Origin of the sequence: Kosmotoga pacifica, assembly GCF_001027025.1 — a bacterium.
GTDB classification, from domain to species: Bacteria; Thermotogota; Thermotogae; order Petrotogales; family Kosmotogaceae; genus Kosmotoga_B; species Kosmotoga_B pacifica.
In genome coordinates this window covers 1695215-1709040 of record NZ_CP011232.1, presented here as the reverse complement: position 1 = coordinate 1709040, position 13826 = coordinate 1695215, and the positions used below count along the sequence as shown (strand labels likewise).

Annotated in this window: 13 protein-coding genes; 1 reads left to right on the top strand and 12 read right to left on the bottom strand. The window is 40.7% G+C overall.

Translation table 11 applies throughout. From position 1 onward, the window contains the following. Positions 1 to 26: 26 nt before the first annotated feature. Positions 27 to 155, top strand: coding sequence for a hypothetical protein (locus IX53_RS11185; RefSeq protein ID WP_273230353.1), 129 nt, complete (start codon positions 27 to 29; stop codon positions 153 to 155). A 31-nt stretch (positions 156 to 186) separates the two neighbouring features. Here IX53_RS11185 and IX53_RS08000 read toward each other — a convergent pair whose 3' ends face one another. The 12 genes from IX53_RS08000 to IX53_RS07945 all read right to left on the bottom strand — a co-directional run bounded on the left by IX53_RS08000 (position 187) and on the right by IX53_RS07945 (position 13817). Next, the gene (locus tag IX53_RS08000; RefSeq protein ID WP_047754899.1) at positions 187 to 543 is read right to left on the bottom strand and encodes a cupin domain-containing protein; all 357 of its coding nucleotides are present in this window, start codon (positions 541 to 543) and stop codon (positions 187 to 189) included. 4 nt (positions 544 to 547) lie between these two features. Further along, positions 548 to 2032, bottom strand: a complete 1485-nt coding sequence (locus IX53_RS07995; RefSeq protein ID WP_218916060.1) for a tripartite tricarboxylate transporter permease — start codon at positions 2030 to 2032, stop codon at positions 548 to 550. 20 nt (positions 2033 to 2052) lie between these two features. Further along, positions 2053 to 2523 carry a tripartite tricarboxylate transporter TctB family protein gene (locus IX53_RS07990; RefSeq protein ID WP_047754898.1) on the bottom strand — a complete coding sequence of 157 codons (471 nt, stop codon included), beginning with the start codon at positions 2521 to 2523 and terminating at the stop codon, positions 2053 to 2055. A gap of 62 nt (positions 2524 to 2585) precedes the next feature. Continuing rightward, complete coding sequence (locus IX53_RS07985) at positions 2586 to 3539, bottom strand: tripartite tricarboxylate transporter substrate binding protein (protein ID WP_053001259.1); 954 nt, start codon at positions 3537 to 3539, stop codon at positions 2586 to 2588. After that, positions 3536 to 4516: a sugar kinase gene (locus IX53_RS07980; RefSeq protein WP_047754897.1), complete on the bottom strand. Its 981-nt coding sequence runs from the start codon at positions 4514 to 4516 to the stop codon at positions 3536 to 3538. Before IX53_RS07980 ends, IX53_RS07985 begins: the two co-directional genes overlap by 4 nt. 1 nt (position 4517) lies before the next feature. After that, positions 4518 to 5495, bottom strand: coding sequence for a sugar kinase (locus tag IX53_RS07975; protein WP_047754896.1), 978 nt, complete (start codon positions 5493 to 5495; stop codon positions 4518 to 4520). Between the two features lie 16 nt (positions 5496 to 5511). Further along, a complete protein-coding gene (locus tag IX53_RS07970) occupies positions 5512 to 6396 on the bottom strand; it encodes a dihydrodipicolinate synthase family protein (protein WP_047754895.1) in 885 nt (294 codons plus the stop codon). Positions 6397 to 6418: 22 nt separating this feature from the next. Further along, a complete protein-coding gene (locus IX53_RS07965) occupies positions 6419 to 7273 on the bottom strand; it encodes a MurR/RpiR family transcriptional regulator (RefSeq protein ID WP_047754894.1) in 855 nt (284 codons plus the stop codon). Between the two features lie 560 nt (positions 7274 to 7833). Further along, positions 7834 to 8592: a carbon-nitrogen hydrolase family protein gene (locus IX53_RS07960; protein ID WP_047754893.1), complete on the bottom strand. Its 759-nt coding sequence runs from the start codon at positions 8590 to 8592 to the stop codon at positions 7834 to 7836. Positions 8593 to 8762: 170 nt separating this feature from the next. After that, positions 8763 to 10403 (bottom strand): glycoside hydrolase family 66 protein, encoded by a 1641-nt coding sequence (locus tag IX53_RS07955; protein WP_047754892.1) that lies wholly within the window; start codon positions 10401 to 10403, stop codon positions 8763 to 8765. Then, positions 10400 to 11440, bottom strand: coding sequence for a glycoside hydrolase family 15 protein (locus IX53_RS07950; RefSeq protein ID WP_047754891.1), 1041 nt, complete (start codon positions 11438 to 11440; stop codon positions 10400 to 10402). Before IX53_RS07950 ends, IX53_RS07955 begins: the two co-directional genes overlap by 4 nt. After that, positions 11433 to 13817, bottom strand: a complete 2385-nt coding sequence (locus tag IX53_RS07945) for a glycoside hydrolase family 31 protein (protein WP_047754890.1) — start codon at positions 13815 to 13817, stop codon at positions 11433 to 11435. Before IX53_RS07945 ends, IX53_RS07950 begins: the two co-directional genes overlap by 8 nt. Positions 13818 to 13826 lie beyond the last annotated feature (9 nt).

Sequence of the window (13826 nt, the reverse complement as noted above, 5' to 3'; positions counted from 1 at the left end):
TGACATGTGTTATCTTAACGTAGCCTATGAAGAAAAAACAAATGCTACACTCTGATGGATTCAGTTGTGAAAACAATTCTATGAAAACACCCGTGATAGCTTCTTGTAAGACCCTGGCTACTATCACCGGTGATAGTTACTATCCGAAGTGTTGAAGAAAATTATAAAAGAGAGCTCCGCTCCCTTTTAAGATTTAACTTTTAAAACGATGAGTTTCATCTTTCCCTTTACATCTAATTTATGCGCGGTTCCATGAGGGATTACAACAATAGAATCTTTGCTCAATTCAAATCGTTCAGCGTCTTCAATTTCTTTACCCCTGAGTTCCCCTCTGGAAATCTCTACTAAAGATTTGAGTTTTTCACCAATATAAAGAATGCCCTTTCCCCCGATGACAATATACACATCGGTATAAGACTCGTGGATTTCAGGTTCACCTTCTAAGTTTTCTATTTCAGCGATTTTAATGTATGTTCCACCATGCACAGTTATATCCTGACCAGCCATATTCTCAAAAATATTTTTAAAGATTTTTGCTTTCATTCTCTCACCTTCTACGGAATATCTTTGCAAGGAACTTAATCACATATCCACCAAAGAAAACGAAAAGAATAAACGATATTAGGGCTAAAGAAATGGGTCTATCAAAGAAAGGTAACCAGTTCCCACCTGTTTTGGTAAGGCCAACCCTTAAATTGTCTTCTATCATCGGGCCAAGGATTATTCCCAAAATCATAGGAGCGAGTGGTACTTTGATTTTTTCCAGCAAATAACCAACAACTCCAAAAATCAGCATCACATAGATGTCAAAAAAGCTGTTTCTTATTGCGTATGAACCTATCATCGAAAAAATCACTACAGCTGCAAGCACTATTGATGTCTTCAGTCTAAGTAAGTATGAATACGCCTTTATCCCAAGATAACCGACGAAGAGCAGAATAATTTGGGCAGCAATAGCTATGGTGAAAATTCCCTGAACAAGGTCAGCGTTTTCTTGGAATATTAGGGGACCAGGTCTCAATCCATACATCAACATGGCGCCAAGGACGATAGCGGTGATCGTGTCTCCAGGTATCCCAAACACCAAAGCGGGTATCCATGTCCCGCCAAGAGCTGCGTTGTTTGCACTTGTAGGCGCAATGACACCATCAACTATTCCTGTACCAAACTCATCACTTCTCTTTGAAGTTTTCTTTTCTACACCATAAGCTACCCAGGCTGCAATGTCAGCTCCCGCACCAGGTAAGGCCCCGATAAAAGTACCAACTATCGAAGATTTTATGACAATGAAAAACTTTCTGAAAGTGATTCTTATTGCTTGAGGAATAGAAAGTTTCATTTTTTCCTCAATTGTTGGTAGCTCTAAATCTTTATCACTACCCTGTATGCGTTTCAACACTTCTGATATGCCAAAGAGCCCTATCATAGCCGGGATGAAACTAATGCCCCCCATCAGTTCGATGTTTCCAAAGGTAAATCTTGGATATCCCGTGGTTATATCTATTCCTATGGTGGATATAAGCAATCCCAACAATGCTGAAGACAATCCCTTTATTACGTTTCCCCTACTCAAGACCGCACTCATACTTAGTCCGAATATTCCCAGCCAGAAATACTCATAATTCGTAAATTTCAGCGCGAAATTCGCTAGAGGAGGAGCAACAAGAATCAACAGCAAGACACCGATAATTCCGCCTATGGCAGAGCAAATCAAATCCAGGGCCAAGGCTAATCCACCTTTTCCTTTTTTAGTCATTTCAAAGCCATCCAAAACAGCTGCACCAGAAGCAGGTGTCCCGGGAATCCTGAGATATGTCGCGGGGATATCACCGGCAAAAATAGCCGTAAAGGAAGCTCCAAGAACCATCGCCAAACCAGCCAGAGGAGACATGTAATAACTTATTGGAATAATCAAAGCGACAGCCATTGTGGCGGTTAAACCCGGAATTCCACCCACAAATATTCCAAAAAACATGGAAATCAAAAGAGGTATAAGAATATTTGGTTGTAAAGCAGCGAGGATGTTATCCACATGACACCACCTCTATCAAATTAGAATGGTAAAAATCCCTGTGGGAAAGGAATTGAAAAGACCATGCCGAATATCAAGATGATCACGATGGTCAATATTAATGAATATATCAGAGATTTTAAAAGCTTTACTCCAAGCATGTACATAAATACCGCACAAAGGATGAACGTACCAACTTTAAACCCGATCAGGTTTATCAATGGAACATACAGTAAAACCCCAGCTACTATGCTGATTACCCTTATGATCCCCCGCTTGGTTACTAAGTCAGAAGTGTTAATTCCCTCAGTCCTATTCCAGCGAAGAAGACTGCGTATAATAAAATAGATTCCCGCAAAAATTAACAGATAGGCAATTAGAAAAGGAAAAAATTTGGGGCCGGGAAGTTCTTTGCCTCTCACAACATAATTTGGAAATCCCGAACCGATAGCAAAAACAAATATACTAATAACGATAAGGGTGCTTCCATAGATAGTGTCCTTTAACCTCATATATTCACCCCTTAGAAAACGTGTTTCAAAAAACCCCCGGCAAAAACCGGGGGTTCACCTATTTAGTGAATGTATCCACCGAGTTCAAGAACGGCTTTCCAAACTTCATCTTGCTCTTTGACAAAATTATAGAATTCTTCAGAATTCTTGTAGGTCATTCCAAAGCCGTTCTTATTCATAAAGTCTTTGAATGCATCGGAGTTGTAAATCTTCTGTATCGCGTTTCCGAGGATCTCCTTTATATAGTCCGGAGTGCCTTTAGGAACGGCAACACCTCTCCAGGTACCTGAAGACCAGTTAATGCCCTGTTCCTTCAGAGTTGGTATGTCAGGGAATCTCGGGTCTCTTTCATCTGCCATAATCGCTAGAGCTTTCAACTGTCCCGCGGCGATTTGTGGCCATGCTTCAGGAATACTACAGGTTATAACATCAACGTGGCCACCAAGCAATTCAACAATCGATGGTGCTGCTCCCTTTGTTGGTGACCAGATTACATAATCAGGTGGAATTCCCACTGCATCCAACATACCAATTCTCGAAAGGTCCCATATGGTTCCAGCTCCTGAGCCTGAGAAAAGGAACTTTCCGGGATTCATTGCTATATCCACTAACAACTCTGTAACACTATTCCATGGCGCATCTGCCTTCACAATCACCCCGGCTGGGTCAACGTTTAGCTGCGCGATGTAGTCAAAATCGTCGTATGTAAGCGTGGTGAGTCCTAACCAATGCATGGTAGCTATTTCCAGAGTAACAAGTGTCAGGGTATAACCGTCTGGTTTGGCATAAGCTCCTGCTCCATGACCGACCGCGCCGCCACCTCCTGTTTTGTTAACAACCACAAAGGGTTTGCCCAACTCTCTTGAAAGTTGATCGGCAAGGAATCGAGCAAGCCTGTCTGTACCTCCACCTGCACCCCAAGGGCAAATGATTGTTACGGGCTTAGTAGGGTATTTAGCGGCAAAAATCCCTATGGTAAGCACGAGAACCAGAATCACAAAAAGTACCTTTTTCATTTACTAACACCTCCCCTTAAAAGGTCCTGGAATTCTATCTTCTTGATAAAATCCTTAATTTCATTCCTACGCGGTTGTCCCTCCACGGAACCGGTGTTCTTGCAGGTCAATGCGGCCGTTGAAATGGCAAATTTGAGAAGATCCTTTGCTGACATTTCTTCAAGAATACCCACTAATACTGCGCCTGTAAAAGCATCTCCCGCCCCAACTGTGTCCTTGACTTCAACCTTAGGGGCACTGTATGCTACTATTTCTTCTTTCATTCCAAGAACTGCTCCCTTGCTACCCAACTTGTAGGCAACTATTTCGGGTCCGAATTCCAAAACCTGTGAAACAGCTTCAAAGGGATTGTCGGGAAGATCCAAAATGAGAGCCTCTTTTTCGTTGAATGACACAATGTCTGCATAATCCTCAATGATCACTCTGTAGATATTTCTGGCAAATTTCTTTAACCAGAGTTTTTCTCTATAATTTAGATCATAAGAAATCTTGAATCCATTAGATTTGAACCTCTCAATTAGATCAAAACTGCACTCAAGACATTCAAAACTTATTGCCTGAGAAATGCCGCTGAGATGAAAGATTTTCCCTTCGTCTATTTGTATTGACTCGCAAAAATCTTTGTTCATCGTACTAGCAGCAGAGCCCTTTCTTCTGTAATAAAAGATGTGTTCACCATTTTCATCAAAATCTACGAAATACATACCTGTTGAATGTTCTCGATCTAAGAAAACGTTAGTCACATCAACGCCTTCACTCTTCCAGAGTTTCAACAAACCCTGTCCTACGAAATCGTTTCCGATTTTCGTCATGTAACCAGAACTATGCCCAAGTTTTCTTACAGAAAGAGCCACGTTGGATGTGTCCCCACCCCATGTCATTCTAAATTCACCGGGTTTCCCCAGCGCATTTGGGTTTTTAGAGTAAAAGCCGGCTAAAGGTTCTCCCCAACAGTAAACTTCGATCACTTTCTTCACACTACCTTAAGAGTTTTTCTTCTTTCTTATCGAAGATCTCTATAAATAGCTCAAGATCTCTCCAAGACGGTAATGGTTCTATATCTCCCTTTAGAGATACCGTTATGGCACCAGCCGCACAAGCAAATTTGAGACACTCCTTAACCGAATAGTTCTCCAGATAAGCTGCTAAAAATGCTCCATCAAAAGCATCTCCAGCACCGAGCTCATCTATAACTTCCACTGGATATGATGAGTGCTCAAAACTCTTTCCAGAATTTAAGTCAAGACACATGGCCCCTTCTTCACCCTTTTTGATCACAAGCAGTTCAGCTCTCTCAGCGATCTTTTTTATATTCTCAATACTGCTGGCTAAATCGCTTTCGAAGAGAAAATAAAGATCGCCAATTCCCGTGAAGAGAATCTGCGCTCTTTGGATAAAAGGTAATAGGGTGTCCAGAGCTTTCTGGCGATTTTGGAGAAGGTTTACCCGTATGTTGGTATCAAAGGCGACTTTTATTCTCTTTCTTTCACAAATCTCCAGAGCTTTCAAAGCGGCGTTCCTGCACTTTTCACTCAGTGCAGGGGTTATTCCGCTAACCAAAAAGAGATCTACATCTTCAAAAATGCTTTCATCTATATCTTCTTGAGATAAAAAGCTTGCAGCTGACCCTTTCCTGTAATAAAAAACCTTCGTTTTTTTTGGAATGGGATAACTCCTTTGAACAAAATAAACACCTGTAGGATGTTCAGGATCTACTTTTACTCCGCTGGTATCTGTTCCTTCCGACCTCAATGTAGAAATTACAACTTCACCGAACTGATCTTCTCCAACAGAGGTAATGAAAGAAGTCTGAATGCCAAGTTTTTGCATCTGTATAATGATATTTGCTTCGGAGCCCGCAACATGTCTTTCGAATAATGTCTGGTATTTCAACGCACCCTTTTCCACGGGATTCATTTGAATCATTATCTCGCCCATACCAATAACTTTTTTCATGTGATCACCCCAGGCCTCACAATTTCACATCAAGGTTTTTGAGCGCTGCTTTTATTCTTTCCTCAACATCATTACCGGGCAAAGCTAAAGGCTTTTTGGGATAGCCAGAATTTATCCCTCTAAACTTAAGCATTATATGTATTCCAAGGATGCTATCTGTAAGGTGTTGCACCTGCCTGAGAGCATTTACTCTTTCCTGAAGTTCGAAAGCTTTTTCATATTCCTTATTGATTGCGGCTTCGTAGAGCTCAACGACGATCTCAGGAAAAGCATTTGCAAGGCCGCAAATTGCCGCAGAAGCTCCAAGAGGAATTGTTGGTATAATAAAAGCTTCTGTTCCCGAAACATAGACAAAATCATCCAGTCCAACCTCAGTTTTTACGCGGTAAAAATATGAAAGATCAAAGGTACTGTCTTTAATTCCGGCAAGGCCAAGTTTCTTCAGTTCTTTGAGTGTTTCAATTTCAATTTCAAGGCCTGTGGTCTTCGGATTGTTATACAAAAAAACAGGAATATCTACTTTGGAAATCAATTCATTGAAAAATCTTATAATATCGGCTTGCTTATACTTATAGTAAAACGGCGCAACCGACGCCACAGCAACAGCTCCTGCGTTTTTGGCATGCAACGCCAAGTCAAGCGTATCTTCAGGACAGGCTGCTCCCACGTGTACAATAACAGGAATCCTTCCTTTGACTTGATCGATTGCGATTTCCGTTACCCGCTTCCGCTCTTCAAGAGTCATCGCCGGTCCAGCTCCATATGTACCGCACACAAATAATCCATGAACTTTCTCTGTTAAGAATTCGACAAGGTTTCTGTACCCGGCTTCGTCAACTTTCCCATCAGCATTAAAAATTGTGACAACAGGTGGTATAATCCCTCTTATGTTCTTAGTCATTCAAGGTGCCCCCTTATTTTAGTTAAAATTTCAGATGAGAAAAACATCTCCTGGTATCGGATAGTTCTTTTAAGACCTTTTCTCCACCTCTGACAGCTAACACTGTAAAGAGAATGTCAACTATAGCCATCTGAATATACCTTGAAATCAATGCATCAGTTCTCATGCTTATTTCTTTAACACCAACATCGAATACAACATCTGATATCCTGCCTAAAGAAGATTCCTTATTCCCGGTTATAGCGATCACTTTGGCACCCTTTCGATGCTCCAGTGGTATGATCACATCTTTTGATTCCCCAGAATAAGAGATAGCCAGCACACAATCAACCGGCTTCAATTTGCTCAAAACTACAGCATTAAGATGGGAATCCTCAGAGAAAAAAACGTCCTTGCTCATTACGGAAAATCTAAATGCGGCATACTTAGCAATAGCTGCTGAGGCTCCATAACCAATGCAAATGACTCTTTCTGCCTCGGAGATTATCTTCACTGCATCTTCCAGCAGATCATCTGACAGTTTTTTCTCATTATCATGGAATGCCCTGATGGTGCTGCTTAGAAATTTCTTTTTCACACTTTCAGTCGAATCGTCAATATAAATGTCTCTGTAAGAATGTACTATTGACTTCCCGGCCAGATCGCCAGCTAAAGATACTTTGAAATCATGGTAACCACTGAATCCAAGACTTCTGTAAAATCTAACAACAGTCGATTCACTTTTAAGGTCAACAGCTCTTGCCAGCTGAGTAATGGACATCCTTATGACCTTTTCTGGATTTTCCAGAACAAAGTTAGCCAACTTTTTTCCTGATTTACTGAGATCCTTATAGGCTTTTCTTATTCTTTCAAAGGTTGGATTTTCAAATTTTTGCATATAACCCTCCTGAAAAAAATTTTTTTCTTACGAAGGAAGTATATCTCTTGCTCTATCAAAAAAAGAAATCCAATTATTCTCATTTATTACCCCTTTCGAGCGTTTAATCCTGGTTATCATAGAATAATCTAAAAAGACCATAATAGAAAAAATTTTTTCTTTTTTAAACTTTAACCTCACATTAAAAGATAGATCTTTGTATAATCTCTGAAAACCAAGCCTTGTTCAGATGCTTATTTATACAAATTCACCGAAAGCGTTTGGAGCAGCAGAAGTGGTAGCGATATGGAGTATTAGGGACGTATTAATGCATCCAAACAAAAACAGGAGCAAAAGCCCCCGCTTTTCTGTTATGATATGGATTATTGTAAAGCTGAAAAAATAAATTATCGGTTTTATCAATAAATGCTTCAAAAAATCCTATGCTGTAAGAGAAACTATGAACGCCTCAAAGGTTTCTACAACTTTTCTGAGTCCCTTGTCTTCGAGCTTTCCGGCAGTATATACACCAGTTTGATGAAACCAAGTCCATATTCTTTTTTCCACTGGCTGTATAAATCTTAGATTTCAGAATTAATATCAACATAAAGGATTCCTTGCTTGTAGAGCTGCAATTCGGCAATCAATCTTCCGTTTCTATCTACCGCCATAGCCCCACCGAAGGAGTCTTCAATATCCCCATCACCCAGACAGTTAGCGACCAAGCAGTTTGCCTTGACTTCCGCAACACGTTCCACATAAAACCATTTTTCCTCGGTATCCCACCAGTACTGCACATCATCGATTTTGTAAGCACTTCTGGCCATGGGAACAAGCAGAAGATCCGGTTTAAGTTTTTTCACTGCATCAAGTGCATCGTCTTGGAAAAGCTCACCGCATATCAGAAAAGCCACTTTACCAAATGGGGTTTCGATCATCTCATGTTTATTTCCTTCCTTATAAACATCTGCAGGCGCATTGGGTGAATGCCATCCCGAATCGGTTCTGCGGTGCTTCAATGCAACTTTTCTTTCGGGTGATATCAATACTGCGCTATCGTACAAAACCCCATCTTCGATTTCAAAAACCCCCAGAGCTATCCAGATTCCCAGTTCTTTTGACATCGCCGAGAGTTCTTCTAAATACTTTCCAGAAATGCTTTCACCCAGCTTAAGATCTTTTTCAGGGGAATCCGTGTTCACAAGGCCGGTAAGAGCAGTTTCGGGAAAGAGAATTAATTTTGCATCATTTCTTGCGGCTTCTTCAATTAGGCTACGGATAAAGGAAATATTCTCTTCTTTGCTTGCATGAATTTTGTTGACTGCAACAGCGCACTTCATGCGAATCCTCCTCCATCAGCAAGAATTGCGAACTCTGAAGAATTTATCATGAATCTCGGCGAAAAGCAAGAAAAGTGAAAGAGCTGTTCACAGAATCAACTAAACATTTAGGAAGGATTACTAATCTACCAACCGTCTTCCGATAAAAACGGGAGCTTTCGCTCCCGTTTTTATGTTGCAGGTACAACCAGTATTGCCGACCAGTATTTCAAGTAAAGGAGGGGAAGTTTTATCTTATCGTCCAAAGATTCTACCTGAATTTCTTGAGGGACTAATTGACCATCAGGAGTGACGAAATAGAACCTGGCATCTTCTGGAAACATGTTTTTTGGAAGAATTATTTCAAGATTGGTAAGCTCTTCAGGAGTTCGTTGTTTGTAACGCCACAATGAGCTGCGTGCACTGGTAAGATTCACGAAATTTAGCATCAATCCCGATTCTGATTCCTTCAGGGTGATCCAGATTTTCTTCTTCTTCGGAACGGTCGAGAAAATTTCCCCGAGGGTTCCTTCTGGTATTTCGATGAAATCTCCTTTCAAGAAGTCCTCGTACCTCACCTGGAAGTCATAGTAACTTTTCAAGGTTTCAAGGAATTTAAAATCTACAGCATCCGCACCAGGAAAATATGGTCCGGAGAGTATTCGCATGATTTCTCCAATTTCGAGTCTTCTGTCTCCGCTTACGGCGATGACGGAATCGGCTAATAATATGCTGTTTTTCTTTATGCCTTCGATGTAGGCTGCCAAAATCACGGGTTTACCTCCGCTTCTTTCTTTAGCCTCAACAATCATCTTGTAGATATCTTCATATGTATTGCAACTTTCCCATGGCTCAATATATACAGCATCCGTTTTTGCTTTGTCCTGTATTTCATTGGGCCAGTTGTTCACATAATTGAAGAGTACAGGTCTATTGGTCTCTTTTTTAAGCAAGTTGATGAATTCGAGAAATCCTTGAGAAGTTTTATACGGAAGGTATTTCCCGTCTTTAAGCATATAAGACGTATAGTCTTTTGGATAGCCGTATTGATCAAGGTGTATTCCGTCAAAGCCAAATTCGATTGTTTTTTTACACTCATTCAGCAGGAACTTAGTCCATTCAGAATCTCTCAGTGTATTTGTGATCAATATCTTCTTGTAGAAATCAACCGGTTTCCAGTTATCTCCGCTCTTCTCATACAGGAGCCATTCAGGATGCTCTTTTCCAAGTTCACTGTTACATGCATAGAGAGCAACGTATGCCATAGATGCAACATTTCGTTTGTGCCCTTCTTTTATTAACTCTTTCAGTGTGGTATTGGATATTTTTCTCACTCTTTGCCAGGCATCTTTATATTCCTCGCCCTCATCATACACAAGTTTTCCGTAGTCATACATCCAGTCATAATATTGAAGGCTGTTTATATGGAATTGAGCAAGATAATCCATCGTTTTGCTAATATCATAGCGTTCCGGAAAGAAATCAGTCAGAAAGCCGTATCTCGGAGACTCCGTCCAATTGTTCAGCACCGAAAACCCTCTGCTGATTGTTTGGTCGTTTCCCAGTATCAGATCTACACCATATCCCCCAGTCTCTTCCGGAGCCTTTATTTCAATGACCCCACTAGTGACACCGGCTTCACTGAAGATAACCTTCGTTCCTTTTGAAACTGTAAGTTTGTATTCTAGAGGTTTCTCCAGATCTTCGATGGATAATCTCATATCACTTCCCGGGGTGTAAAAGGATTTATCAAAATTCAACTTCACGGCAGCACTTCCAAAACAGGAGAGTAATATGACAAGCATCAGGCTGAAAACTTGCCTGCCCTTCATGCTTTGCCCTCCAGGTCAAATAACAATTCCAGATAGTTAGCATGCGACCACAACAATGGTTTAGCGATTTCTCCCCACAGATTCACCCATTCAGGGTATTTCCTTTCGTCTATGAGAAATTCTGGCACTTGCTCGGGTAACCCTTCAGCATCGAAGTGAGATTCCACCCACTTTTTTATAATTTCCGCTTTTTCCCTTTTACCTGTCTTAGCATAATATTGCCCAAGATTCGACGCGAGTAAAATCCAGCTGCCTCCACCATAGTAAGTATCAGTCGAATAACGTTTCAATCCGCCATTGAAATATAGTCTCTCCTCAATAACAGTCACCGTATTGCTTATGAGGGGATAATCCAGTGGAAACAATTCAAATGGTACAGCTCCCCAGATGAGACTCGCATCAACATCATCGCTGAGTGTTGATTTTCTTAGCCTTCCATCCTTCACGAGCTTTTTTTCAATGAAGTTCACGATCTCTACCCATCCTGTTTCTCGCTGAAGGATCCTTCCAGCTGCCTGTAAGCCAGCAGCTATCGAAAAGAGGGTAGAAGTGTGTATTCCCTCAGAGTTTTCTTCCCAAACATCATAGCAAGGAATCTTCCAGACTTTTTCGAGATACCGTACGACTAACTCTATCAATTCTAGATTTTCTTTAATGAATTCACTTTGTGCGTATTTCCCAAGTGCCCAGAGAAATGTGCCATATCCATCACTTTGTCCGTTTGGCCAATCGTCTAACGTCAACGTTCCATCGAGATTATAGCGAGTTGGAAGTAAATCACCATGGGTGATCAATTCATTTTTGATATGGAGTATTTTCTCAATTCTCGGTTTTTGGCCTGCAATTACCTGAAATCCCCATCGAAAAAACTTTTCTGCTGACTCTGTTTTTCCCGCTCTGGCCATTGCGGCGGCAATGAAAGAACCATCGCGGAACCAGCAATATCCATATTGGGAAAAATTAGGTGATGCGATGTAAGCTCCTTGTGGAGACTGATGCTTCTCAATAATTTTGATTGATCTGTTAAGCTTATTCATTGTCCCATCCCTGCACTTCTTCAATATCCAGCCATTTTATATTCAAGATCTTCTTGTTTTTTGAATCCTCTCTTTTAGGTATTCCAAACCACTTTATTTCAGGAAATTCATGCAAAAACTCCAGAATCTTGTTCCTTATTTTGAGAATGTCATCAGTTATGCACAAAACAGCGTTAACGTTGAAATCCCAATGCGGTTCCAGTATATTTTTAGATTCAGGAAGGCTCAAAGGTATTATTGCATTTTCTTTCACAAAGACAGGTATGCGATTGGCGGAAACATCTATATCGATTGTGGCATTCCCTTCGTACCACTTACCTGTCCAGAAATCTACCCATCTGCCTTTTGGTAGAAAAACCTTCATGTTTTTAACCCCTGCTTCGAGCACAGGGATTACAAGAAATGCCTGTCCAAACATAAAAGCAAGAGACTCTTCAGAAATTTCCGAATCCAAGAATTTGAATTGAATCGGTGTCGTCAAAGGAACTCCTTTAAGCACTGAATTCTTAGCTTCCATATGGATGTATGGAACAAGGCACATCCTGAGAGAAACAAGTTCTCTATACTCATTAAGTATTTCTGGAGCTCTCCAATATTCGGAAACATTCCAAGGAGATCTTTCAGCACTTGGTATAGGATCTCCAGGTGCCTCTGAGTGAAACTGAAAAATTGGCGTAAACGTAGCCAATTGTACCGCTCTTCTGTAAAGTTCCGGTTCTGGAAGTTCTCCACTAAATCCTGCTATATCCCATCCCCAAAAAGGATTTCCGGACAGGGATACATTAAGTCCCGCAATTAGATTAGATTTCATCGCTTCAAAATCCGAATCTTCATCCCCCACCCAGAATAGAGTGAATTTCGGGGAATTTATATACCCGGAACGACTGAAAAGAATCCCATCCTTTCCCACTATCTCCTTTGCGGATTCGAAGTATTTTTCCGGATACATATTCCTGGCTTCTGCAGCGGACTTATTGGGATATACATAGGTATTTCTTCCCCAGAGATGTTCACCGCCGTCAGTTTTGAATCCGTCTATTCCAAGCTCATTAATTAGGTATTCTCTCTTCTTTTTCCACCAGTCTCTGGCATCTTTATTGAAGAAATCAACAACAAAGCTATTTTCAAACCATCTTCCCTCAGGAATTCTATATGGTTGATCATTCTTTGAAACGACATACCCATTATCGACAGCAAATTTGATATCGTTCTTGTGTTGCGCATTAGGATTAGGAATATCTTTAAGAACCGGTATTTGCCAGAGTACTAACTTAATTCCTTGCGTATGTAATTTATCAATCATTCCCTTTGGATCTGGCCATGGGAATTTAAAAACAAAATCCTTAAGACAAAAGGAATCGCTACCTTTTTTCGGATTATATTCCGCTCCATTAAAAATATAAAATGTCTGTTCATCTGACCACGCTTCAATGACAATCACGCTTGTTGGCAGGTTGAACTTTTTCAGCTTTTCGAGAGTTTGTTCTACCTTATTTTGAGAGTTCCACTCGTTCGCAGAAGCCCATGGACCAAACGCCCAAATCGGTGGCAGCTGAGGGGATGTGATTTTATAAATGTCGGAAATAATCTCAAGAGGCTTCGTATCAATCCATAAATTAGCGCTGAAATTGTCAGGACTTATTGGTATCCCCAGAGTTTCTGTAATGATATTTATTGTATCTTTATTCAATAGAACCTTCGTTCTGAAACCGGTATTTAAGAACAGACCAAATCCCATGTCTGAGAAAACAAATGGAATAGGCGCATATCCTCTTTTTTGCTGCACTTTATATTGGTCAAATACATGAACATAATACGGAGATCCAGCACTAAGATCCAGTGAGTCATAATGTTCCCCAAGCCCATAGAAGTTCTCGCCCTCTTTTCTTTCAAAGATAAGCTCAATGTCATAGATGTTTTCGCCATCGGTTAGAAATCTTGACCTTATGAGCCTGGGTATCTTGATTTGTTTGCTCTCACGGCTGACAAACAGGTCCCTTCCATTAAATCCAAGGCATGTATCTTCTACCCATCTTTTTACAGTGAACGAATACCATTCAGAGAAGATTACCGAATCGTTTCCCTGACCAAAAGCGATTCTGTACTTAATTTTCTCGAATGCTGCACATGACATTATTCGTGCTTTCCACAAAGCCCATTTCCCTTCGCTATACTGATATTGGGCCCTGATCCTATGAGTCATGCCATTTCGAACAACTTCAAGCCAAGCTCGCTGGCCAGCTTCCATAGGCATGGTCTTGAAGTTTATAATTACATCTTCTCCATCAGTTGGGTCGTTGGGAATCCTTTGGGCAGTGTATGCTGCGTTTATATATGGATCATCTATTCCAAATGGTAAGTGCTGGATCTTCCGCATGAAAACTTC

What these genes read in the sequence shown, in the direction of transcription:
- IX53_RS11185 (WP_273230353.1), top strand. Translation starts at nt 27, where the DNA reads ATGAAGAAAAAACAAATGCTACACTCTGATGGATTCAGTTGTGAAAAC.
- IX53_RS08000 (WP_047754899.1), bottom strand. Translation starts at nt 543, where the DNA reads ATGAAAGCAAAAATCTTTAAAAATATTTTTGAGAATATGGCTGGTCAG.
- IX53_RS07990 (WP_047754898.1), bottom strand. Translation starts at nt 2,523, where the DNA reads ATGAGGTTAAAGGACACTATCTATGGAAGCACCCTTATCGTTATTAGT.
- IX53_RS07985 (WP_053001259.1), bottom strand. Translation starts at nt 3,539, where the DNA reads ATGAAAAAGGTACTTTTTGTGATTCTGGTTCTCGTGCTTACCATAGGG.
- IX53_RS07975 (WP_047754896.1), bottom strand. Translation starts at nt 5,495, where the DNA reads ATGAAAAAAGTTATTGGTATGGGCGAGATAATGATTCAAATGAATCCC.
- IX53_RS07970 (WP_047754895.1), bottom strand. Translation starts at nt 6,396, where the DNA reads ATGACTAAGAACATAAGAGGGATTATACCACCTGTTGTCACAATTTTT.
- IX53_RS07965 (WP_047754894.1), bottom strand. Translation starts at nt 7,273, where the DNA reads ATGCAAAAATTTGAAAATCCAACCTTTGAAAGAATAAGAAAAGCCTAT.
- IX53_RS07960 (WP_047754893.1), bottom strand. Translation starts at nt 8,592, where the DNA reads ATGAAGTGCGCTGTTGCAGTCAACAAAATTCATGCAAGCAAAGAAGAG.
- IX53_RS07955 (WP_047754892.1), bottom strand. Translation starts at nt 10,403, where the DNA reads ATGAAGGGCAGGCAAGTTTTCAGCCTGATGCTTGTCATATTACTCTCC.
- IX53_RS07950 (WP_047754891.1), bottom strand. Translation starts at nt 11,440, where the DNA reads ATGAATAAGCTTAACAGATCAATCAAAATTATTGAGAAGCATCAGTCT.
- IX53_RS07945 (WP_047754890.1), bottom strand. Translation starts at nt 13,817, where the DNA reads ATGCGGAAGATCCAGCACTTACCATTTGGAATAGATGATCCATATATA.